Origin of the sequence: Anabaena sp. PCC 7938, from assembly GCF_049315035.1 — a bacterium.
GTDB lineage: Bacteria > Cyanobacteriota > Cyanobacteriia > Cyanobacteriales > Nostocaceae > Anabaena > Anabaena cylindrica.
The window spans coordinates 3,048,633-3,071,714 of the sequence record NZ_CP186034.1; the positions used below are offsets into that span (position 1 = coordinate 3,048,633).

The 23,082-nt window shown below is 37.4% G+C and carries 26 protein-coding genes, 1 tRNA gene and 1 pseudogene; 16 read left to right on the top strand and 12 right to left on the bottom strand.

What is annotated here, in order from left to right:
• Nucleotide 1: 1 nt before the first annotated feature.
• On the bottom strand, nt 2-541 hold the full coding sequence (locus tag ACOWPH_RS14095) for a hypothetical protein (RefSeq protein ID WP_015216004.1): 540 nt from the start codon (nt 539-541) through the stop codon (nt 2-4).
• 197 nt (nt 542-738) lie between these two features.
• Between ACOWPH_RS14095 and ACOWPH_RS14100 the strand changes: the two genes are divergently transcribed.
• The gene (locus ACOWPH_RS14100) at nt 739-1,302 is read left to right on the top strand and encodes a tyrosine-type recombinase/integrase (RefSeq protein WP_015216005.1); all 564 of its coding nucleotides are present in this window, start codon (nt 739-741) and stop codon (nt 1,300-1,302) included.
• A 121-nt stretch (nt 1,303-1,423) separates the two neighbouring features.
• Here ACOWPH_RS14100 and ACOWPH_RS14105 read toward each other — a convergent pair whose 3' ends face one another.
• From ACOWPH_RS14105 to ACOWPH_RS14120, 4 genes are all read right to left on the bottom strand, one after another.
• Nucleotides 1,424-1,828: a hypothetical protein gene (locus tag ACOWPH_RS14105; protein WP_015216006.1), complete on the bottom strand. Its 405-nt coding sequence runs from the start codon at nt 1,826-1,828 to the stop codon at nt 1,424-1,426.
• Entirely contained in the window at nt 1,825-2,010 is a 186-nt protein-coding gene (locus ACOWPH_RS14110) for a hypothetical protein (protein ID WP_015216007.1), read from the bottom strand. The genes ACOWPH_RS14105 and ACOWPH_RS14110 overlap by 4 nt, the downstream gene beginning before the upstream one ends.
• 26 nt (nt 2,011-2,036) lie before the next feature.
• A complete protein-coding gene (locus ACOWPH_RS14115) occupies nt 2,037-2,690 on the bottom strand; it encodes a hypothetical protein (RefSeq protein ID WP_250855183.1) in 654 nt (217 codons plus the stop codon).
• Nucleotides 2,691-2,814: 124 nt separating this feature from the next.
• Nucleotides 2,815-3,153 carry a hypothetical protein gene (locus ACOWPH_RS14120; RefSeq protein ID WP_015216009.1) on the bottom strand — a complete coding sequence of 113 codons (339 nt, stop codon included), beginning with the start codon at nt 3,151-3,153 and terminating at the stop codon, nt 2,815-2,817.
• Between the two features lie 615 nt (nt 3,154-3,768).
• Here ACOWPH_RS14120 and ACOWPH_RS14125 point away from each other — a divergent pair.
• From ACOWPH_RS14125 to ACOWPH_RS14175, 11 genes and pseudogenes are all read left to right on the top strand, one after another.
• Entirely contained in the window at nt 3,769-4,116 is a 348-nt protein-coding gene (locus ACOWPH_RS14125; protein WP_015216010.1) for a hypothetical protein, read from the top strand.
• A complete protein-coding gene (locus ACOWPH_RS14130) occupies nt 4,116-4,415 on the top strand; it encodes a hypothetical protein (RefSeq protein ID WP_015216011.1) in 300 nt (99 codons plus the stop codon). Before ACOWPH_RS14125 ends, ACOWPH_RS14130 begins: the two co-directional genes overlap by 1 nt.
• Entirely contained in the window at nt 4,408-4,677 is a 270-nt protein-coding gene (locus tag ACOWPH_RS14135) for a hypothetical protein (RefSeq protein WP_015216012.1), read from the top strand. Before ACOWPH_RS14130 ends, ACOWPH_RS14135 begins: the two co-directional genes overlap by 8 nt.
• Nucleotides 4,678-4,915: 238 nt before the next feature.
• Entirely contained in the window at nt 4,916-6,097 is a 1,182-nt protein-coding gene (locus tag ACOWPH_RS14140) for a transposase (protein WP_015216013.1), read from the top strand.
• A 60-nt stretch (nt 6,098-6,157) separates the two neighbouring features.
• A pseudogene (locus ACOWPH_RS14145) lies at nt 6,158-7,826 on the top strand (NAD(P)H-quinone oxidoreductase subunit 4).
• 296 nt (nt 7,827-8,122) lie between these two features.
• Complete coding sequence (locus ACOWPH_RS14150) at nt 8,123-9,985, top strand: AIPR family protein (RefSeq protein ID WP_015216015.1); 1,863 nt, start codon at nt 8,123-8,125, stop codon at nt 9,983-9,985.
• A gap of 286 nt (nt 9,986-10,271) precedes the next feature.
• Nucleotides 10,272-10,721, top strand: a complete 450-nt coding sequence (locus ACOWPH_RS14155; RefSeq protein WP_015216017.1) for a DUF29 domain-containing protein — start codon at nt 10,272-10,274, stop codon at nt 10,719-10,721.
• A 155-nt stretch (nt 10,722-10,876) separates the two neighbouring features.
• Nucleotides 10,877-11,137, top strand: coding sequence for a hypothetical protein (locus tag ACOWPH_RS14160; protein WP_015216018.1), 261 nt, complete (start codon nt 10,877-10,879; stop codon nt 11,135-11,137).
• Nucleotides 11,138-11,289: 152 nt separating this feature from the next.
• Nucleotides 11,290-12,204 (top strand): homoserine kinase, encoded by a 915-nt coding sequence (gene thrB, locus ACOWPH_RS14165; protein ID WP_015216019.1) that lies wholly within the window; start codon nt 11,290-11,292, stop codon nt 12,202-12,204.
• 121 nt (nt 12,205-12,325) lie between these two features.
• Nucleotides 12,326-12,859 (top strand): hypothetical protein, encoded by a 534-nt coding sequence (locus ACOWPH_RS14170; RefSeq protein WP_042466098.1) that lies wholly within the window; start codon nt 12,326-12,328, stop codon nt 12,857-12,859.
• Nucleotides 12,860-13,119: 260 nt separating this feature from the next.
• Complete coding sequence (locus ACOWPH_RS14175) at nt 13,120-14,724, top strand: NAD(P)H-quinone oxidoreductase subunit 4 (RefSeq protein WP_015216021.1); 1,605 nt, start codon at nt 13,120-13,122, stop codon at nt 14,722-14,724.
• 424 nt (nt 14,725-15,148) lie between these two features.
• On the opposite strand, the gene ACOWPH_RS14180 is transcribed toward ACOWPH_RS14175, so the two are convergent.
• From ACOWPH_RS14180 to ACOWPH_RS14195, 4 genes are all read right to left on the bottom strand, one after another.
• Nucleotides 15,149-15,517, bottom strand: a complete 369-nt coding sequence (locus tag ACOWPH_RS14180) for a 2TM domain-containing protein (RefSeq protein ID WP_015216022.1) — start codon at nt 15,515-15,517, stop codon at nt 15,149-15,151.
• 264 nt (nt 15,518-15,781) lie between these two features.
• Entirely contained in the window at nt 15,782-16,915 is a 1,134-nt protein-coding gene (locus ACOWPH_RS14185) for a DNA cytosine methyltransferase (RefSeq protein WP_015216023.1), read from the bottom strand.
• Between the two features lie 19 nt (nt 16,916-16,934).
• Complete coding sequence (locus tag ACOWPH_RS14190) at nt 16,935-17,771, bottom strand: nucleotidyl transferase AbiEii/AbiGii toxin family protein (RefSeq protein ID WP_015216024.1); 837 nt, start codon at nt 17,769-17,771, stop codon at nt 16,935-16,937.
• 2 nt (nt 17,772-17,773) lie between these two features.
• Nucleotides 17,774-18,985, bottom strand: a complete 1,212-nt coding sequence (locus ACOWPH_RS14195) for a type IV toxin-antitoxin system AbiEi family antitoxin (RefSeq protein WP_015216025.1) — start codon at nt 18,983-18,985, stop codon at nt 17,774-17,776.
• Between the two features lie 285 nt (nt 18,986-19,270).
• Here ACOWPH_RS14195 and ACOWPH_RS14200 point away from each other — a divergent pair, with 285 nt between their 5' ends.
• Nucleotides 19,271-19,504, top strand: a complete 234-nt coding sequence (locus ACOWPH_RS14200) for a hypothetical protein (protein WP_015216026.1) — start codon at nt 19,271-19,273, stop codon at nt 19,502-19,504.
• Between the two features lie 206 nt (nt 19,505-19,710).
• Here ACOWPH_RS14200 and ACOWPH_RS14205 read toward each other — a convergent pair whose 3' ends face one another.
• Nucleotides 19,711-20,076: a hypothetical protein gene (locus tag ACOWPH_RS14205; protein ID WP_015216027.1), complete on the bottom strand. Its 366-nt coding sequence runs from the start codon at nt 20,074-20,076 to the stop codon at nt 19,711-19,713.
• A 20-nt stretch (nt 20,077-20,096) separates the two neighbouring features.
• Complete coding sequence (locus ACOWPH_RS14210) at nt 20,097-21,515, bottom strand: YcjF family protein (RefSeq protein ID WP_015216028.1); 1,419 nt, start codon at nt 21,513-21,515, stop codon at nt 20,097-20,099.
• 153 nt (nt 21,516-21,668) lie between these two features.
• Between ACOWPH_RS14210 and ACOWPH_RS14215 the strand changes: the two genes are divergently transcribed.
• Genes ACOWPH_RS14215 through ACOWPH_RS14225 form a run of 3 tightly spaced genes read left to right on the top strand, consistent with a single transcriptional unit; the run spans nt 21,669 to nt 22,928 of the window.
• Nucleotides 21,669-22,181, top strand: coding sequence for a DUF29 family protein (locus ACOWPH_RS14215; protein ID WP_015216029.1), 513 nt, complete (start codon nt 21,669-21,671; stop codon nt 22,179-22,181).
• Between the two features lie 44 nt (nt 22,182-22,225).
• Nucleotides 22,226-22,537 (top strand): hypothetical protein, encoded by a 312-nt coding sequence (locus ACOWPH_RS14220; RefSeq protein WP_015216030.1) that lies wholly within the window; start codon nt 22,226-22,228, stop codon nt 22,535-22,537.
• 7 nt (nt 22,538-22,544) lie between these two features.
• Nucleotides 22,545-22,928, top strand: coding sequence for a toxin-antitoxin system TumE family protein (locus tag ACOWPH_RS14225; protein ID WP_015216031.1), 384 nt, complete (start codon nt 22,545-22,547; stop codon nt 22,926-22,928).
• Nucleotides 22,929-22,976: 48 nt separating this feature from the next.
• Here ACOWPH_RS14225 and ACOWPH_RS14230 read toward each other — a convergent pair.
• Nucleotides 22,977-23,053, bottom strand: a tRNA-Met gene (locus ACOWPH_RS14230).
• Between the last annotated feature and the right edge of the window lie 29 nt (nt 23,054-23,082).

A 23,082-nucleotide genomic window follows, 5' to 3' on the forward strand; every position in this document is an offset into this window, starting at 1 on the left:
ATTAGCCTATAAATAAATTTTTGATATTACAAACCTTACTAAGTACGTCTTCACAATCTAGACAACAATCACCACAATCAAGGTGGTCAGGTGGACAACCTTCTATGCATTCGACTTCGTAATCACAGGTAGAAAAATTTTCTTCATAAAGTAAACCGCCTACTGCACCGTAAACAGAAAGCTTAAAACTTGAAGGTACTATTCCAATTAAACTTGCGTTGTATATGAAGCGGTTAATGTTACCGCTAATGCTATCCCAACCCTGTTCTATTGAAGGACAGAAATAAAGTGCATTGGAAACTTCCACAAGTCCGTCACCTGTACGCCAACCACCGTAAGGATATTTTCCAGTAAAAGAAAGTGTGCGGCTGGTAAAATTAACACCGGCTTGAATATAATCACAAAGAAAAGTGATTGTAAATTCTGCACAGTTGGTGGTATCAGGATTACAGCTAACAGTAATAGGAGTGTCGGTAAAATCCTGCGTACTATTATCAGGAAAAGTTATCCGTGCAATATCTCCCGTATTGCAATAAACCATTTTTCTTAATTATTGATATTCTTAAATTCATTTATAAGCTAGAAGGTTGAAGTTGGAAATATACATCTTCTACCTAAAAGATGTATATACATGAATTGACGAAAAGTCTTTCTATGACTACAATGCAGCTATTACTAAATAAACTTAAATAGCTAGATATACAAGTTTTAATTAATAGAAATACAAAACAGGTAGACATGAAAGTAAACCGTTGCGGTCAAGCTTCTATTTTTTCTCAAAATGACTTTGACAAGTTAATAGAAAAAACAGTTGGCGAAAATCACAAGATGATTTTTCGCCTTGCTTACTTGACGGCTGCGCGGATGGGAGAAGTTTTGAAACTGCAAACATCTGATGTTTACAATGATGGTAAGCCGATGGATTCAATTACGTATCAGCGACGTACTACTAAAACTAGAGAGACGCGCCAAGTCCCCACAAGTCCAAAGCTCAGGGAATACTTGAGGTATTACTGGTTAAGTCAAAATCCTAGTGCTGGTTTTTTGTTTCCAGGTGCGAGCGGACATTTGCAATTTCAGTCAGCTGATGATGCACTCCGGCGGGCAATTAAACAAGCGGGGTTGTCTGGACTTGGGTATAGTTCCCACAGTTTCCGGCGTACTGCCACTACCAATCTGTCAAACAACGGAACAGCTTTATCTGTGATTCAACAAATCACGGGACACGAAAGCCTACAAAATCTACAGCGATATATTCAAATTTCACCAGAGCAGGTAATTAAAGCTGTTGCAGCATTGTGATATATTTGTACTTGCAGGAGCATTCCAGCCTTGTACTCTGTGAAAGCGCCTGCACCCCTCTAAGAACATATTTAACAAGATGCAAGGCAAACTTCTCTCAGCGCGTAGGGGAAGTTTTTTATTATTTGGAGTCCAGGAGCCTGTAACCGTTCTGTCCAAAACCACCTCTAATAAAATTCTGAATTTCGTAAGGACTTTTACCCAGTGCGATCGCTCTCTGAATTATCTCCTTCCTCTGAAGTGCGATCGCATTTTCAATATTTCCCCCTGGAATATGAATGTGAGAAATTTTGCGATTACTGTAAAAACAATATCGAAAATAAAAATGTTTCTTCCCGCAGCGCGTCACCGCGTAAGTTTCCATCCATTGCTGTTTTTTGTGTTCTGGAAGCTCTATAAGTGTTGTTTTTGCGTCTTCCAGAACACTTTTGTATGGTTGTTCCGGGTCGTCTTCTTTGTCATCCCACGCAGGATCATACACCGACTTGATACAGGTGTACTGCTCTAGGTCAAACAGGGTATTCATCTCACATCCTCTATTGAAATTTGAGACGGTGGGATTAAGTAATAGGGGTGTGAGTAGTATTGACCATCACCGTGATGAAGATATAAAAATCCATTCCAAAAAATTGCAGATGGGTAATATATGACTGCTTGCAATTCGTGATCATGATATCCACCATAACCATCATGTAATCTAACTTTCATGGTAAACACTTGGTAAAAGTTGAAATTTAAAAATAGTCCTCAATGTTCTTGACAGCACCTCCGAAGTGCTGACAGATGGCCGCGTAATTGGTTGGCTGTTCCCAATAACGCCGCCGTAAACAGTGTCTAATCCATCCCTCTGGGTTGTTAATTTTCTCTGCTGCGCCGCGCAGTTTAAACAGCAGCAGCGCGGCTTTAATTTCAAACTGAGGACGGTTTAAAACCTCCTTTTCTTCTGTGTCAAAATGAACACCATGCTCAGACAAGATTTGTTGATTAGATAAGATATGCTGCTGCTGAATATCCAGGTCAACGGAATTAGTAGGGTTTGAGGTGGGTGAATTGTAAGTTGAGTTACTGTTTTGTAACTTTTGTTTTCTGCGTGGTTTCAACCATTCTAATGGTCTAACAATTAACTTGAATATCTTCCATGAGTACTTTTTGATTGTCTGTATTACACGATTCTCTACCAGTATTTGAAACATTTGCTTGAGGTAGTTATGACTGAAACCTTTACCTCTAGATTTTTCTACCCAGGTGTTGAACTCGGATAAATCTGGTTCAACTTCTTCATTTATTCCTTGTCTGATCAGCCACTGCCATAGCAGTTTTGCAGCCGGTGGTATTTTGTTCTCAAGGCAAAATTCATCATGCGCCTTTGTCCAAGTTGTATTTGTCATAGTCATAATGTTTACAGCCACCCCTCCTATTGGTGGCAATAATTTTTTGCGATCGCACCAACTTGCACCCAACAAGCTTCCAGAACATCAAAAACCGTCCGACCTGTGGGCTTAGGTGGACGGTTTATTCAGTGTCTGTAATTTCGGAAATTTCTCTTAGCTCTTGAAGTCTTACTCTCAGGAGTTGAGACTGTTGATCATAATAAGCCAGTTGTTTTTCAGTCTCATCAATTAACTGGCCGACGAGTTTCCCAGAGATTCCTTCAATTGACTCTCCTCCAAGGATAGAGGTATCTGTTCTGTGGCTATTTTCTCTACCAGTTCCGACCTGGTGAGTCCCAATCCCTGTGCAAGTTGTCTCAGGAGTTCCCAAGATTCCTGGGACACCTTTAACGTACCCGAAATTATTGTTCCTTCTCTCTCTTTCCTGGGCCTTCCCGTTCTTGCCATTTTCGGTTTCCATATTCGACACCTAATTATTGCACATCCATAAGTCCGGTATTGACATAGAATTATAGACGTGCAATTATTATAGACATACGGACTTCTAAAAGTCCAGTATCCTGAGAAAATAGCTCCCACCCCACACCGGGGATTACCACCTGGAGCAAGCACCCGTGCATTGTGATTGCGAGTATCCGCACGGAAACACCCTGACTGGTAGATGATGACGCACGTTCGTAGTCCCCAAATTAATGGGGACTTTCCCTCAATCATGTCTGCAATGACCAATCCCCATTACCCATTCCCCATTTCAGAGAGTTAGGAGGTGAACCATAGACGCAAATCACGCTTATTTTTTGTGAATGTGAACCACACCCAGTCCTAGCACTGGGAAATATTTATTGGATTTATACGCTTCTGCAAGCCAGTGTTAGCTGGTCGTTAACGCTGGCTTTTCTTCAAACATTGGAATTTGAATTATGAGCTATAAACAAGCTACTCCTTGGGCTGTATTTCGCGTAGACGGCGCAAACAATTTACTCATGACAAGATTTAAAAAACGAAGCGACGCGGATCAATACGCCAAACTTCTAAGAAACAGCAGCATTCATCAATCTCAGGTGGTATTCGACGTATGACAATAAAAACGATTACATATAAACGGATTCTAAATCTAGGCAACTACGAAAGCAAGCATCTAGAACTTTCTTGTGAAGTTGACGAATACGATGATCCAGAAATTGAAATGTCTAGACTTATGGAATTAGTAGAACGGAAAATCAGAGAAGAGGCAGACAATAAAATTGAACAAGAGCTTGCAGCCGGTCGGAAATTGTTACGCGAAGTCAAGGCAGAATATGAACACATTAAAAATTCAATAAAAGAATCCCTGCACCCAACGCCTGACCATCCTGATTCTGAGGAACCTGACCCAGATGATATCCCTTTTGACCATCAAGTAACTGAAGGAGGTGATTTTTAATGTCAGAAAAACCAAAATCTCTCCTACCCTATGATGATAAATATGTCCTGATCAACAAGTGGACACTGTTAGTTAACGCCGCTACTATCAGCGCCATGAGTGAGTTTATATCCAAGTTTTCAGGAAATAGTCCAGAAGCTGTAGCAGCAATATTTGGCGTGGCTGCTAACGAACATCTTGAGGGATTGACCGACGAACAAATAAGCGAGCGTGCAAATTTACTGGTCGCTAATTTTTGGAAGTTGAACCAAAGCCAATTAGTAGTACAAACTGATAACCCACCAATATCTAATGACTAACATTCCACAAGATGAATTTTTACTAGGCAAACGAGACTTCATGCTCAACAGTTTAACCCTTGGTGTGGCGGTTGAAATTTTCTGTAAAAGCTGTGGATGCTCTCCTGATGAATGTCTAAACTATCTCATTCAACACGCAGAAAAGCGAATGGCATGGCAAACCCCAGAATCTATTGATGAATTTATTCGCCAATACTACATTGGCAGACAAGATAAAACCAAAGCAATTGTGATCAACTTCCCTAAACCTAAAACCGCCTGATGAGATTGGGTGACTCCCCAATCGAAACACCGCCCCTGGTGGTGTCGCGGTCTGAGTCCAAATCAGCCGTAAACCAGCAATTACAACTTAAGGCTTTGATAAAGAATTAAGCTTTTTGGCTTTCACAATTTCATAAGCTTGGTTGTAATTGTTGGGCTTTGAGACTGAATCAGGCTGATTAATTTCTGGCCTTTGGGTGATTCTTAAGCGTAATTAGTTCACACCCTTTACAAATTATATGAGAATTGTAGGACTAGATGTATCTAAGTCCTCGGTTTCGTGCTGCTTACTGGAAAGTAAACCGAGTGACGTGAGAGAATTTTATTATGATTGCCATTTCCAACTCTTCCAGAACAATCAAAAAGGAATATCAAATTTACTGCTGCTAAAACCAGATGTAGCTGTACTAGAACCCACTGGGGTAAACTACTCGAAATTTTGGACTGAACACCTAACCCGTGCAGGTGTAGAAGTAAGGTTGGTTGGTCACAAGGAACTCAGACGATACAGGGAGAACCATTTAGGACTACCAGATAAAGACGATGACGCGGACTCTCTCGCCCTCGCCTGTTACTACTTTGACTACTGTGAGGACTGGAGTAGATTTGTCAGAATTAGCGATCGCACAATTTCCAGAATTAGAGAGCTAATTTTGCGCCTCAACCACCTCAACAAAGTCCAGTCCCCAATTATTAACCGGGCGCGTCAGGATTTGGCTTGGCAGTTCCCAGAAGTAGCCTTAGTCAAATCAATTCGGGGTAGTTCTGGAAAAGTTCCCGTACTTTGGGGATGGTTAGCAGGTCAGAGAAAATCAGCCAGGTATGACAGATTGTATGCAGCTACTGCTGGACTGGGGCTAAATGATTCCGTCCGGTTTCACGCTGAACGAATTTGTAGCTTACAGCGGGAAGAACAGATGGTTGAGGATGAAATATCCCAACTACTCAACGATGAAAAGTTTAGCCGTTACCGACAGGTTTTTAATGAATTTTGTTTTGGTGACAGATTACAAGCTACCATCCTCAGCCAAATTTATCCCCTAGAAAATTTCCTAGGGGAAGATGCTAAACCAGTGGTGAAAATTCGCAAAGGTAGAAGGTCAGGTAAACCCACCAAGCGTTACCTAAGTTTGAGAAGATTTCAGAAGTCTTTAGGACTTGCACCTACTCAAGAATCTAGCGGTGATATTTCCAGACTCAAGGTATCCGGTGGTAGTTCTGTATGTAGAAAAGCCTTATGGCAGTGGGTATTTACCCGTGTTGAAGTTAAGCGGAATCGAACTACACCAATGCTCAAAGAACTGGGGAAATTTTTAGATGATGAAAAGTTATCGGGTAAGCCGGTCGCGCTGATCAGGATGCGTGTGGCAGTGAAAGCGGTAAAACTTCTATTCCCTCACCTGGTAAATGTTCTAGACTGAAATTGTTAAAAAGTTTAGTACAATAACAATATTCACTGATAAGTATTTTTTCCTATTGACATGATAGCGGATCAATTTCCTTGGCTGACTACAATTATCCTGCTGCCACTCCTTGCTTCCTTTTTGATTCCTGTATTGCCTGATAAAGATGGCAAGCTGGTACGTTGGTATGCACTGGGTGTAGGTGTGGCAGACTTTGCTTTGATGTGCTACGCATTTTGGAACAATTACGATGCTAGTAGTTCCAGTTTTCAACTTGTAGAAAATTATGCTTGGATGCCTCAGTTAGGTTTAAACTGGGCAGTCTCAGTTGATGGTCTTTCAGTACCTCTGGTGCTTTTAGCAGGATTCGTTACCACACTTTCTATTTTTTCGGCCTGGCAAGTTGACCGGAGACCACGGCTGTTTTTACTTTCTAATGCTGGTGCTATATTCAGCACAGATAGGAGTATTTGTTGCCCAAGACTTGCTGTTATTTTTCATCATGTGGGAAGTCGAACTGATTCCCGTATATTTACTAGTTTGTATTTGGGGTGGGCAACGGCGACGCTACGCAGCTACAAAATTTTTGATTTATACCGCCGCTGCTTCCATATTTATTTTAGTCGCAGCTTTAGCAATGGGGCTATACGGTGGGGGAAATGTCACCTTTGATATTGCAGAACTTGCACATAAAGAATATCCCCTGACTCTCCAACTGCTGCTGTATGCAGGGCTGTTAATTGCCTTTGGGGTTAAACTTGCTATTTTTCCCTTCCATACTTGGCTACCGGATGCCCACGGTGAAGCATCTTCTCCCGTGTCGATGATTCTGGCTGGTGTGTTGTTGAAAATGGGCGGTTATGGACTAATTCGCCTTAATCTGGAACTTCTGCCCGATGCACATATCTACTTTGCACCAGTTCTAGCCATTCTCGGTGTTGTCAATATTATCTATGGTGCATTAAACTCTTTTGCCCAAACGAATATGAAACGGCGTTTGGCTAATTCGTCAATTTCCCACATGGGGTTTGTACTCCTGGGTATTGCCTCCTTTACCGATTTGGGCATCAACGGTGCGATGTTGCAAATGATATCCCACGGTTTGATTGCCTCAGTACTATTCTTTTTGGCTGGTGTCACTTATGATCGCTCTCGGACAATGGTAATGGCAGATATGGGTGGTATTGGTCAAGCCATGCCAAAAGTATTTGCTCTGTTTACAATGGGTGCAATGGCATCCTTAGCACTTCCTGGAATGAGTGGTTTTGTCGGTGAACTTTCGGTTTTTGTAGGATTAACTAGTAGCGATGTTTATACTTCCACATTCTGCACTGTAACGGTGTTTCTAGCGGCTGTAGGAGTGATTCTGACACCTATTTATCTACTTTCCATGTTGCGACAGGTATTTTATGGTTCTGGTGCAGACTTAATCTGTGACATTAACAATGCAGGTTTGGAAAATAAGGAAGATGAAGGAACAGCTTGTTTTGGTACAGATTGCCTTTTACCAACGGAAACTGTATATACTGATGCCAGACCTCGTGAAGTGTTTATTGCTGCCTGTTTTCTAGTGTTAATTATTGGGATTGGTTTTTATCCCAAGATGGCTATGCAGATGTACGATGTGAAAACAGTTGCTATAAATGCTCATGTTCGCCAGTCTTATAGTATTGTTGCCCAAACTAATCCCCGCATCTATGCTACTGGATTGTTGGTGCCAAAATTCTCAGAATCTGAGGAAATTTAAATAAAGGGTTAAGGCGATCGCTATCGGGTATTAATAACAGAACAAGCAATATCTTCGATAAGCGATCGCTCTCTGAAATGTCTGTTTTAGTATTAAATTAACCCTTTCCATGAGATGCTGGATGGCTAATGCTTGGAAATAGGCAGGAATTACATCTATGGTGCGATCGCTTTCTATTGATGTGCAAGGGGCAGTAGTCTTATAATGAATGGGTAATTAGGGTTTGCCGATAGCTTAGTTTGTCTTTGGGCATATAAAGCTATACCCTATATCAATTAATTTACTGAGCTATAAATATGCTGACAAAAGAATTTTATAATGTAATTGATAGCGAAATTAATACACTATTGGAAAAATATAAAGATGATGAATTTATAAAAAAACATAAAAGTGCTATAAACAATCAGAAATCTTATGCCCTCTTAATTTGGTTTCTCGAATTTTACGGTAGAAAATCTAACTATAAAGATTTTATTACCGATGGAGATAAAGATAGTTCTTGCGACATTGTTTTTGATAATACAAACAATCAAGGGGATAAAATTTTTTATGTCGTTCAGTCAAAATGGAACAATGCTGATAATTCAGAAAAAGAAACTGATAAAGACGAAATACTAAAAGCACTGAATGATTTTGATACGATTTTACGAGGCGAGAAGCAAAATATTAATGAAAAAATCAAAGCAAAATTAGAGGATCTGGATAATCACCTCAAAGCTAATGGAGAGGTTAAATTTATATTTTTGACACTTTCTCAATATAAAGGGGGTGCGGATGAAAACATTAGTGCTTTTAAAAAAAATGATGAAAAAACTAAATTTGAAGTAATTGATATAAATCGCATAAAGGTAGATTATATTGACAGAACATATAAAAAAATAGAACCTTTAAATCCCCTAGAAAGTTATCAAAATCCAGAAGAAAATCCTGTTACTTTAGAAATAGTTCAAAAAAATGGAGTTGTTAAAATAGAGAAGCCTTTTGAGGCGTATATGTTTTTACTTCGCCCCAAAAGTATCTATGATTTATTTGAAAAATATGGATTTGCTCTTTTTTATAAAAATGTCAGAAATCCTCTACTGCAATCACAATTCAATGAAGATATAGAAATAACTGCGGTGGATAATCCTGCCTATTTTTGGTATTATAATAATGGCATTACAGCAATTACTTATTTCTTACCTACTATTGGCAAAAAAGCTGAACAAATAGAATTAACAGGATTGCAAATTATTAATGGCGCACAAACTGTTTATGCCATTTACCGAGCTTACAAAGATGCGACAGTAACGAAACGGAAGCAAATGGATAGTGAATCTTTGGTGACTTTACGCTTATTAAAATCAGGTGGAAAAGACTTTGATTTGAATGTTACCAGGTATACTAATTCCCAAAACCCCGTAGATGATAGAGATTTTTGTGCTAATGACGATATACAGATAATGCTGCAAAACGCATCCTATCAAACTAATGTTTGGTATGAAAAAAGGCGTGACGAGTTTAGAGAAACCCCAGAGAATGTAACAGAAGTTCCAAATTATATCTTTGCAAATACCTATTTAGCTTATCATTTGCAAGATCCTTCTAGTGTTTTAAAAAACGACCGCCAACGAAACGAAACGGGTAAAGACTTGAATTTTATTTCCCATATAGAAAATAAAGATGGTCTTTATGAAAAAATCTTTAATAATGAAACAACATTTGAAAATATGCTATGTGGATCGTATGTTTGGGACGTACTGTGTCAAAACACATCTCTTTTAAAGAAGGATAATTTCAACGTTGGTTTATATCATTTATTAGCTTTATTCAAAGTAGGCTTTACAAAGTATTTAAAAGCAAAATTTAATGATAAAATAAATGTAAATAAATACATAATCAAAATTTATGAACAAGATGATAAAGAAATTATAATTAAAACTGTTAAATTTATTAATCAGTTTGTTAAGCGGCAAATTGAAGTAAGCGACAATGAAGAAAAAACAACAGAAAGAATTTTCAAATTCTTATTTGAACCGTATCATTATGAGAAAACGAAAGAAGCCTTAGAAGATTTAGAGATTTCCGTCGAGGATATTGAAAATATAACTATTAAAGACAACGAAAAACTTATTGAGGGAGAAATTGGTGAAGAAAATAATAGCGAAAATAATGATTGATGTACAAGTAACTGTATTGAATCTCAAGCGAATCGCTCCTCTTGTAGATTGGATTGATGAAATGAAACCGAACAAATCAAGGTTTCTGCCACTAAATCCGGCAACGAGTGATAGCATCTGGTTTACGACTGCTGAACGAGGACGAAATTGAACATGAACTGGCTGCACGTCGAGGTGGATTCTGTGAGTCTTAAGAAGAAATACTTAGACTCTGGTGTACTCATGACCGCTTTTCAGGGTAAGTATTGATTGTATGTGCAATTTGTAAATAACAAAAGGTGAAGTTATGACAGTTATTACTAATTTACAGCAACTCTATGAAACAGACGATCATTTATGGTTATTAGAAACTATTCAATTATTAAAACAAAGTCGTTTTGATGAGTTAGATTTAGAAAATTTAATTGAGGAATTAGAATCATTGACGAAAAGAGATAAACACCAAGTTAAAAGTTTACTAGAACAAGTAATTAGACATCTTTTATTATTGCAGTTTTGGGTGCAAGAATATGACAGAAATAAAAATCATTGGCGTTCGGAAATTAGAAGCTTTCGAGTACAGTTAAAAGATAGATTAACATCTAATTTGTATAATTATTTGAATTCTATTCTTACAACTATTTATGAGGATGCTTTGGGCTATGTTCAAGAAAAAACAGGTTTTACTGTAAATTTTCCCTCCGAATGTCCTTATTCTTTTGAAGAAGTTCTCGATATTAATTATTTACCTAACTAAATAAATCAGTGCTTGCAATTGAGTGTTTTGCTTTGTTTATCTAATCTATAGACTACTGGCTTTTATTATTTATTCAGTAAGTCCTATTTATCATCGAAAATACCTGAAATGTTTCTGGATATAAAATAGAAATATAATTCAATAGTGAGGTATTTATGGGGAAAGAAGAAGAACTACTAGAAAACTGGCGAGAACTCACACAGGAAAAGCAAAAAAAAGTCTTAGCATTTGTAGAACTTCTGAAATCAGAGTCAGAAATAACACCTCCCGAATCTGATTTTGTACCACAAACCCCCTTAGCCCAAAAATTATGGGAAATCCGGCAACGAGCGATCGCTACTGGTTTACGACTGCTGAACGAGGACGAAATTGAACAAGAACTGGCTGCACGTCGAGGTGGATTCTGTGAGTCTTAGGAAGACATACTTAGACTCTGGTGTACTCATTGCCGCTTTTCAGGGTACGTGTCAGTTCGCTAATTTTTATTCTCCGCCAATGTCAGTTTTAGTAACAACTGAACCCTTAACATGAGATGCTGGTTAATCGATTGGTGAGTATTTATAAATAAATGTCTTTGGTTTCTACTGTTACTGTTAAAGTCCCCGCCACAACTGCTAATTTGGGGCCTGGTTTTGACTGCATTGGTGCTGCATTAAAGCTGTACAACGAAGTTAAGTTCACTCGCCTTGATGCTGGTGGGTTAATTATTCAAGTTTCTGGTGCTGAAGCCGAAAAGGTGCAAACTGATGAGAGTAATTTGCTCTATCAGGCGTTTGTCAAGTTATATCAATATATAGAGCAGACACCGCCATCAGTGAAAATAGAAATTAAGTTGGGTGTACCTTTGGCGAGGGGTTTGGGAAGTTCGGCGACTGCAATTGTCGGGGGTTTAGTGGCTGCTAATCAACTAGCGGGTTCACCTCTGTCTGAGTTGCAGGTGATGGAATTAGCGATCGCTATGGAAGGACATCCTGATAATGTAGTACCAGCTTTATTAGGGGGATGTCGTCTAGCTGCAACTAGCCTAACAGGTTGGGAAATTTGTGATGTTACCTGGCATCGAGATATAGTTCCAGTAGTTGCCATCCCTGATTTTGAATTGTCAACCTCAGAAGCGCGGCGAGTTTTACCCACAGAAGTCAGTCGTGCAGATGCAATTTTTAATATTGCTCATTTTGGTTTATTGTTGCGAGGTTTGGCAACTAATCGTCAAGAATGGTTAAAAGCAGCTTTACAAGATAAGTTACATCAGCCTTATCGACAAGCCTTAATTCCTGGTTACGAAGCGGTAAATACTGCTGCTGTTGCTGCTGGTGCTTATGGCATGGTGATTAGTGGCGCAGGCCCCACACTGTTAGCTTTAGCGGATGCATCTGAAGCAAAAACAGTGGGAACAGCTATGTTAAATGCTTGGAAACAAGAGGGAATTACATCTATTGTGCGATCGCTCCCCCTCGATACTCAAGGGGTAACCATCTCATAGCACAGGGCAGGGGGCAGAAGAAAGATAAATAAATACTCTTCTCCCCAATTACCAATTACCAATTACCAATTACCAATTACCAATTACCAATTACCAATTACCAAAAAATATATATATGGATATGCAGCAAATGCAGGTACAGATAGAAGAACTTAACTCGCAAATTCAGGCGCTTCAGCAAGAACGCAATGCACTCACTAATAATAAAATAGAGTCTGGCGAGAATGATTCACCCCAGGCAATAGTTGAGGCTTACCGTCGCCAAGCTAGAGAAAATGTGCAATTGTCGGCAGAACTCAAAGGCATTGATGATGCGATCGCAGCACTCACCGAAAGTATCACATTTTTAGAAAAAGAGATACAACAGCAGCAAGGCTATCTAACCAAGCGTTCAGCCCTATCCATTCGCATCTCTCAACAGCAGCAGCAGCTAGAAGAAGCCAAAAAAATCGCTCAAGTTCACGCCCAAAACGTTAATCAACTTGCACAGGAACTAGCCACAGAAATCAAACTCCTCAAAGCTTGCGCTGATGAACTTAGCCCCATGTATTGGCAGGTTTATTACAAACCCTTCATCACCGGATTTAAAACCATCTCAGTTCCCTATGTCCGTTCCGATGGAGAAGTATGGACAATTGTCAACCGTGTTGTGTAAAGACTAGATATCAATTTTGTAGAAATGTAAATTCCATATAAAAAATCGGAATTATAACGTAAGACGGCAACTGATGTTGCCGTTTTTTTGTTGACGTTACAAAACTTTGCTTTTAGAATGGACACGAGCCTATTTTAGTAAGTATTTATTACTAATTATGCCCAAAATAGCAAATATTAGGGGCCAACTCGTTTACAAAAGTAACGATTCCTTAATATAATGTAAACAAAAGCGAAACCAAAAATATATTGTCAGAAGTGATGAATGCGATAGAACTTCCTTGGTTGTCAGCCATAATTTTTTTGCCATTAGTGGCCACCCTAGCCATCCCCTTCATTCCCGATAAAGACGGCAAAACCGTCCGCTGGTACGGGCTAGGAATAGCATTTGCAGACTTTGCATTAATGATTTTTGCCCTCTGGCAGAGCTACGACTTCCAAAGTTCAGCCCTGCAACTCACAGAAAACTATGCTTGGATACCCCAGATTGGTTTTAACTGGGCTGTCGGAGTCGATGGTTTGTCAATGCCCCTAATACTTTTAACAGGCTTAATCAACACTCTCGCAGTATTCGCGGCTTGGAAAGTAGACAACAAGCCGCGATTATTTTATGCCTTGATGTTGGTGATGTACAGCGCGCAATTAGGCGTTTTTCTCGCCCAAGACTTGCTAATGTTCTTCTTAATGTGGGAAATCGAATTAGTACCTGTTTACTTACTAATTTCCATCTGGGGAGGAAAAAACCGCCGCTACGCAGCCACCAAATTCATTATTTATACCGCAGCAGCATCTATATTTATTCTCGTAGCTGGTTTTGCAATGGCATTCTATGGTGATAACTTCACCTTCAACATGACAGCATTGGGAATGAAAGAATATCCCCAAGCCTTAGAACTCGCACTATATGCAGGATTTTTAATTGCCTACGGTGTAAAACTACCAATTTTCCCTTTCCATACATGGTTGCCTGATGCTCACGGTGAAGCATCTGCTCCTGGTTCCATGATTTTGGCAGGTGTATTGTTGAAAATGGGTGGTTATGCACTTATTCGCTTCAACGTGGGAATGTTAACAGATGCCCATGCTGTTTTTGCTCCAGTTTTAGCAGTATTAGGAGTAGTTAACATAGTTTATGGTGCTTGTTGCGCCTTTGCTCAAACCAACCTCAAACGCCGCTTGGCTTACTCTTCAATTGCCCACATGGGGTTTGTATTGATTGGGATTGCTTCCTACACAGAAATCGGCATCAGCGGTGCTGTGTTACAGATGGTTTCCCACGGTTTGATTGCAGCTAGTTTGTTCTTCTTATCTGGTGTGACTTACGAACGTACCCACACCTTAATGATGGATAAAATGGGTGGCATAGCTAAAGTAATGCCCCGAACCTTCGCATTATTTACTATCGGTTCAATGGCTTCTCTAGCTTTACCCGGCATGAGTGGCTTCGTCGGTGAGTTAATGATATTCTTGGGTATTGGCACCAGTGATGTTTACAGTTCTAGCTTCAAAATTGTAGTCATCTTCTTATCAGCAGTTGGCGTAATTCTCACCCCCATTTATTTACTCTCCATGTTGCGTCAAGTGTTCTACGGAGAGCAAAGCCAAGAATTACATTTAGATGCTGTAGTATCTGATGTTAAACCTCGTGAATTATTCATCACCGCTTGTTTATTACTTCCTATCATCGGCATTGGTTTCTATCCTAAGTTAGCCACACAAGCTTATGATGTGAAAACAGTTGAAGTTGCTGCTCATGCTCGTCAAGCATTACCAGTTATTGCTCATCAACAACCAACCAACTTGTACTCGCAAATCTTCACAACACCAACATTAGCGAGTTCTGAAATTGTTAATATAGCCGAGTAATTATAAAGCCCTAAAAAGGTTCTGCAAGTAAATCTTAAATAAGAGGGGATTTAGGGGTGGTTTTAGAACTACCCCTAATTAATATTTAGTCAGGGTGGGTGAGACGCACAAGATAAGATGATATTGACAGATTTAGAACTCACCTAATTAGCTTGCTTTATAACTTTGTAGGGTGCATCAGACTCGATAAAATTCATCAACAATCAACAGAAATTTGACATCTGACGCACCTGACGACTGAACCTGTCATTTTCAGGTTTACAGACTACTATCAAAGCTTGATAAGCATTTATAGCGTTTCCTCATCACATGAGGTACATCATAGCCCCCTCATCGCTTGCGGGGAGGGGGTTGGGGGTGGGGTTCTTGTATCTCACTTAATCGAGAAACGCTATATAAGCATTTTTTTTTAATATCCTATTTATCAAGACTCAATAATATATGTCTTCATAGCATGAATAAACAAACCTAATCCCCAACCCAAAAGAGGGAAAATTGCCCAAAAATATGAAGGACTTACTAACAAATTTAACAGAATTAAAAATCCATTCACCCCGACAAAAGTAATCAGATGTGATTTAAATTCCTTACGTTCTTGGGCTTTAGATTTATGTTGTTTTTTCACTTCTATTTCCCTTGTTAACCATTCTTGTTCCGCAGCTTTTAATGACTCTGATGAAAGTCCCAATTCTGATGCAATTTCTATAATCTGTTCCCGTGTAAATTCTCCCTGTTGCTGACGGGCAAAAGCTACTTCCAAAATCTGTTGCATTTCTTCTGAGTTATAAGCCATATAAATACCTAAGAATGTGAAAAATAGCCTGTAAAATTAACTTATTTTAGGTAAATGTTCTTTGTTAAGAATCTCTCACTAAAAATTTAGGTGATGTAGCTAAAGCTTCAAAACCATTAAAAAAATATTTACCTGTTTTTACGAACTGCTTAGAAATATATTTTATATCTGAAAAAATAATCCATAAAGTAATTGATAGTACAAATATGAATTTATTAGGTTTGTTTTTATAAAGGATGTTATAAAAGTATTCTATTTGACTTTTTATTCATCAGACTTTTTTCTAATTGTCAAGAAATCCAAAATAGTTTCAGCTAATGCTTTTGCTGCTAAGTAAGGCACACCATTACCTACAGTTTTAAACATATTTGTAAGTGACATATTTTCTGGAAGTGAAAAATTAGCGGGTAAAGATTGTATAGCTAAAGCTTCCGCAACAGAAATACGTCTGATTTTGTAAGGATGCAAATGTACTTCGTTATTCCCATAGCAAGCTGTAGGAGAATAACGCCATCTGTGGAGACGTTTAAATGACTTTTTAGAATCATCTCCTTCATCAATAGTAGCAAATTTAGTAATACCTGCTCTTGGTTGAAAATAATGTTTAGCATTGGGATGGTTTAGCACATCATTTTTTCTAAACCAATATTCAACGGTTAATTCTTGAGGAATATAATCAGGACAAATAATTATAGAATCTTCTTTAAATGGTTCGCACTTATTCCAAGGATAAGCAAACACTTTTGATTGAGGATATCTAATATATTTTTCCCAAGGAAAGGTAAAATCAGATTTTATTCCCATATCCTTGAGTAAATTATTTCTAAAGCCAATTAAAATAATTCTGTCTCTATCTTGCGGTACACCATATTCAATAGCATTAATTAACCGTTCTATTAATATATAACCTGCTTGTTGTAATTTGATTTTTAATGATTCATAAAATGAACGATGTTTAGTTGTTCTCCACAGACCTTTGACATTTTCAAATAAAAAGAAATCGGGTAAGTTTTGACAAATCAATTCAATATAAGCAGATGAGAGTTTACCATTATCTCCTAAATGTCCTTTGTTTTTGCCACCAATAGAAAAATCAGGACAAGGTGGCCCACCAATAAAACCAATTATATTATTTGATTTGCGGGAATCTTTGACTAATTCATTTAATCGTTGTGCTGGTGTTCCTGCTATTAATTTGCTTACGTCTGCGTCCTCCCCTTGATGATATCCATATTCAGGAGATGGAAGTTGAAGAATTTCCCGTGAATAGCGATATGCGGATAAGAAAGGTGGGAATATTTCGTTGACGTATGTGATTTTATAGCCTGTGGTTTCAAAGCCTAAATCGAGGAATCCTGAACCGGAGAAGAAGGAGAAGATGGAAATGCTACGATTCATTAATAACCCAGTTTAATAATTATGCAGAAAAATTAGTTAATCCATATTGTAGTGATTTAAAACGGTTAACTATTTTGTCAAAAGTCTCATCCCAATCCTCTGAATTTTTGGAAACGAATGGCGGAATATATTTATTTTGACCTTTCAAAATAAGCTCGACAATTTCTTTGATTTTGTTAAGAGTTTCACTTTTGAATTTATTCTGAATATTTCTACCTATAAAAATAATAGCAGCTTCATCTACTTCAAATCTTCCTTCTATAATTTCGTCAATAAATTCATCATAAACACGCTGTTCATCTTCTTCATTGGGAGATTTTAGCAATACTGTGATAATATCTTCTAGATCTTTATTCTCTCTTCTTTCATGCCAAGCTAGTAGTTTTAAAGCTATAAAAGCATCAATATCAGCTACCCGAATTTCTATGTTATCAATTATAATAATCTGTGTATTTGCAAAAGCTTCTTCTAAGCCCAAAACACTCATTTGATTACCATCTTTCCAATTAATTTCCTCTGTGGGTTTACTTATATCTCCAAAGGGAATAACATCAACTTCTAGCCCAGTTTCAATATGAATAAATTTATGAATGACTCTACTTGTTTTAAATAGAGGATTTTGTCCAGTCGTCATTGTGGTTATCAGCAGATCATATTTATCCCAACTATCTAATTTTACTGCCACATCCCAATCTTTAGTTGCACGACCTTGAACTTTATATTGACTATCAAAGATTAACAGTCTTGCTTGAGCGCCTATCAACAGCATAGGAACTTTTAATGAATCAATGATATATTTAAAATCAGTGAGGAATTTTTTAGTTTCTGAGTCAATTTCAGTATGTAAGTTTTTCATCTTTATACTATTTCTGCAATTTCTTGTCTTGTAATAATATATTTTTCGTACAGACGTTTAGCTGTTTCTTTAAGTCTTGTATCTGGGTTTAAAGACAATTCTGCATGAATAAGTAAAGGATCTGCTACATATTCATATAACGAATATTTAGGCTGATTTTTATTACCAAATTGCTTCAAGATGATAATATTACCCTTGGGATCTGGGTTAAGATGCAACATAGTTGTGATCACACGATAATTACATTCTTCAGGAATATGAATAGTCATTCTGATTGGTTGTAAATAACCTGTGACCATTGCAGCACCTAATTCTCCTCCAATTGTAATTAAATCTAATACTTCTCCTCCAATTGTAATTGGATCTAATACTTTTCCTCCAATTGTAAGTTGTTTAATTTGGGCTAGTTTTATTATTTCTTTCGATATATCGTTTAAATCTATATTTATATTTTCTCTGCGACTAAATGTACCTATCAAAAGTTCTGGACGCAAATTTTCTATATACCCCATTTCCCATCTTTCAAAGAGTTTTGTATAATTTTCAATCCGATATGTTCCACTTCGTTGACGTTGTAAATAATTCAGTTGATACAAAGTTTCTAGACTGCCTTTTACAGTTTGATAGTCAACACTTGCAGCGTTTGCTATTTTTTTCAAAACACTGGGTTTCACAATCGTAGAATCAATACCTGCAACATTTACAATCTGCTCTAAATCATAATCAAAATTATGATATTGTAAAATACTTGGATCTTGAAGTAGAGCATAAGCAACTTTTAGAGTGCTGGTAGTAATATTAGGAGCAGATAGTATTTTTTTGCTTTGTGTTGAACTACTTCTAACTAAAATATATAGTGATGAATTGTTGAGGTAAATATTCCCAGTCGTATCAATAAATTCAAGATTTATTTCAAGTAATTCATTCACAACTGCATCAGAAAGTACATCTGTAACGAGCAGTGTTCTTTGACCATTGCTAAGTTGTTGGTTGAGATGGTTAAGATAATTAATGGTTGAATCGAGCGTATCTAAAGTTACAGGAGATTTAATTTCAACTACATATTTGAGTTTGTTATGAGGCGTATAAATAGTTAACAGTCCATCTGCTAAAGTATTTTCTAAAAAAGGTTCTATAGTTGTTGTTGTCTCTATCTGGGGTAATTCTTCTAGCTTTTGTATACATTTTTGTAGCCAAGGATGCTTAGGTTGCATAGGATCTTAGAAATACCGTTTAATTAGAGTATTGAATAATCTGAATCCTAACTAGTAAGGTGGAAAAAATGTTTAATCTACAGAGAATATTCACTGGATTTGTCTTAAAATCGCTATATATAATATACTGGATCAGTAATTTCTTTGTCGAGATTAAATATTTCTTCCGCAAACGCGCAGCATTGACAAAATATCAAGAAATTACCTGATCATTTACTTGGTATTACTCATGATGACTTAGTTCAAGTTCTCCATACGTCAGAGGATAGATACTATGTAGCAATTATGATTAATTATAGCTTAGGGATAACAGGTACGACACACAGAGTTAAGGGTATATTTGCTTGTGATGTACCTTTAGAACCCAGATATTTGACTAAAATTCCTAATGTTTGTCATCGTATCAATATTTTAGGAGAATATCAAAAACCATACAAAGCCGCATGGGCGTTTACAAATCTTGAAGTTGACAAGCAATATAATGATTGTCTATTTGCAGTTCATCGCCAATTAAACTAATTATTTTATAACTTGATAATAGCCTTTCTAAGGCTATGGAGGTACAAAATTATCTGCGTTTATCCTCTTCTATCTGCGGTTAATTCTTTATTCCTGTATCTCGCTTAGATGGAAATCAAAATAATAGATATTTGTGCGAATTAATCCCAAAAAATATTATTACTTGATAGGTATCTCTGAAGACAACCTATCGAGTATTGTCTTCATTAATTGCCTTTTTCAGCAAGTGCTTCTAAATGAAAAGCAATATTATTGAGTGCGAATTGAATCTCTGTACTGTGAGGAATACTTCTCCATCTTGGAGTTGTAGCATGGTCTAATGCAGTTGTATCTAAGTATCGTGCAAAAACGATGATTTTTTCTGGATCTGTTGCGGCTGTAGCCAAATTTTCCAAAAATTCTTGAGGTGTCATAGGTTCGCAAATAGTGTAAACATCTAAGAAAATCAGAGATGTTATGAGAATAACTGCTACACCACTATGAATCTGTTCAAAATTGCCGTAAATTTGTCCAATTTCAAAAATAAAACCCGCTTTTGATTTGGGAATAACTCCAGTGAAAGCGGGTTTCAAATTCTTGATTTGGTACGAAATTATCCGACAACTTCAACTGGTTTCGCTTCCGGTAACAAACGTTTCACACTTTGCTTAACAAAAGCTTCCAAAACAGCCATCTTTTGATTCTGCTGGAATACTGTTTGTAAAACTTGGCGCAATTTTTCCAGGTTTAAACCATTTCCTGTTTCTAATGCTATTTCTTGCTGTTCAAAATACTCAACTAAACTTAAACCAGCAACTCTGGTTAAATAAGCAGCACTAACTCCTTCCACCATTCCTCCAGCAACGAAAGTAACAGCGTTAGTTTTGAGAATACCAGTAACAGCCCTTGTAGATAATTCTACTAAACCTAATTTCAACATTAAGCTTCCCATAGTTCCCGCTACTTGTTGCGCTTGTTCTAAGGAAATTTTTTGTTGATAAATATTACCCAAATCCATGACCATTTGGGCGTTAATAGCCGCAGTTGCTAATATATCTAAAGCAGGAATTGGGTTTGCAAAGGCAGCAGCGGCAGCTATCCACTGATTTTGTTCTATGATGGGTGTAGAGCGATCGCACCTCACCCCATTTAAACAATCTTTCGCCTCAGCTTTCAATAGCAGCACTTTCCGCAGAGTCGTTGTACAAACTAGCTGCTGTCCTTGCTGCGCTAATATTTCGGTTAACTGCTGCGTTAACTGTTGAATGTCTGGTGCTGGTTGTTCCATCCATTCTTGTACAGTACCATCAGCTTCATGTTTCCGCACTTTCACAGAAACGGGATTTACTGCTGTTGCTACCACATTTCCCTGCATTCGCTGTTTCAATGACTGCAACACTGTCGCACGTTCATCTGGCATATACTGGTCTTGTTTGTTAAAAACCAGCAATGTCGGCTGTTTTGCTGCTTTTAGTTGTTGCAAAACTTGAAATTCTGAGTCTGTCAAATCACCGTTTGTCAGGAATAAAACAAAATCAGATTTTTGCACTTGTGACAAAATAGCTACATTGGAATTTTCACCCAACTCTGTAAACAAAGGTGCTGTTTCTGAAAAATGTAACGAGTTTGTATCTAAAGTCTTGAGAATTTGAATAATTGTACTTTTACCTACTGACTTCCCACCAGTAACAGCAATTTGAATTTCTCGTCTATCTAACTCTAAGGGTAACTTAGCAAGTTGTTGGCGTAGGCTTTCTAAAGCGGGATGATTGACTGCTTCTTGTGCAAGTTGGTTGATGACTGCTTCTGTTTGAGCGATCGCTTTTTCCACAGATGCCCTATCTACAACCATATCATTTAGCTGCTCACCGGGGCGATTTTTCTGCAATAACCACAAACCCCCACCCACCGCTAAAGCACTCAGGAGTCCGAATTCTCCCACCTGGACTATTGAATCATGCCAAGTGTCTAACATCCACAGGGAAAAGGACAATCCCAGTCCTCCCACCAATATTGGTTTATGTAACTTCACAATTCTGATTCTCCGCGCTTGGATAGCTTTATCTTTCAGAATAGATCAAAACCTGCTTTTTCGAGTGCCACAGGTAAACAGATTTAATTATAAAATACAATTATGCACTGGTTGAATAAATATTCACTTATTTATAGTTTGAGGTTAATACAGATGACACAAGAATTAATCGACCTCAGAAATAGCATTACAGAAGGACGTTACACAGATGCTTTAGCAATTGTGGATGAATTAGAGGGAATGAGTAAGCAAGCAATTATACGTAATATTCAGGCTTTTTTGAAGATTCTGCTGATTCATTTGATTAAAAATCAAATTGAGCAAAGATTAACAAATTCTTGGATTGCGTCTATTCGTAATTCATTGATAGAAATCAAAAAACTCAACCTGAAAGATAATAAAAAATCCTATTACATCAATCAAGATGAATGGCAAATTTATCTAGAAGATGAAGTTACACTAGCAATAGGAGATGCAAGTTTAGAGATTTTGAATGGTACTTTAAAAAGAAAACAACTTTCGCAAATGTTAAATAAACCGCAATTAATATTAAATGCAACTGAGTTATTAGCAATGACATATAATTATCCAAATAGAGAATTACCAGACATTATAGATAATCATCTTGCACAATTACCCGGTGGTGAAGATTGGAACAATGGCTAGAATTGTGAAATAATGCCAAACTAGTAAAATTTCAGGAAATAGATATGAATACAAAATTGGTTGAATCTATAGCCCAAATTATTTTATCTTTATCTGAAGAAGAAAGAAAACTATTAGAATTAAAAATTACAAACTTAGTAACATCTCCGACAGTTAACCAATCAAGCAAACAAAATATCTTAGATTTAGAAAATCGTTTAAAACAATTTGAAAAACAATATCAGATGTCATCAAGCAGTTTTTACCAGCAATTTAAATCAGGTAAATTAGGAGATGGAATAGACTTTTTTGAGTGGAGTGTCTTCTATGAAATGTGGAATAATGCACAACAAAAATTAACACCCACAGAGAGTTAATTTTCCAATGGAACTCCAAGATTATATTATTAGGGTTAAAACAAAACTGGATACAAGTTCCGCAGTTAAGGAAATTGTGATAGTTGATGAAAGAATTTTACTAAATCGAGGTTACTTCCGAGCAAGATTGACTTTAAATAACGGTGACTTTCTAGAACTTGCTGAATCTTTTACTATCACAGATGAGGATTGTGTTACTCTTGATTATCGTTATCAATGGATGGATAAAACTAAGGAAAAATTGAGAAAGCGTTGGGATAGTGTCAGGCATTTTCCCAATTTACCGAATTTTCCGCACCACGTCCACATCGCTCAAGAATCGAATGTAGAACCAAGTCAATGTCGGAATATCCTAGAATTAATTGACTTGATTGAAAAAGAACTTCAATAAAACAAAACCCCACAATCACTTAAGATTAAAGGGTTTTGTTTTTCAAATTGGTGGCGGGAAGTGGATTTGAACCACTGACCTTCGGGTTATGAGCCCGACGAGCTACCAGGCTGCTCTATCCCGCGTTGCTTTTGTCTCTCGACTTCCTTAATAT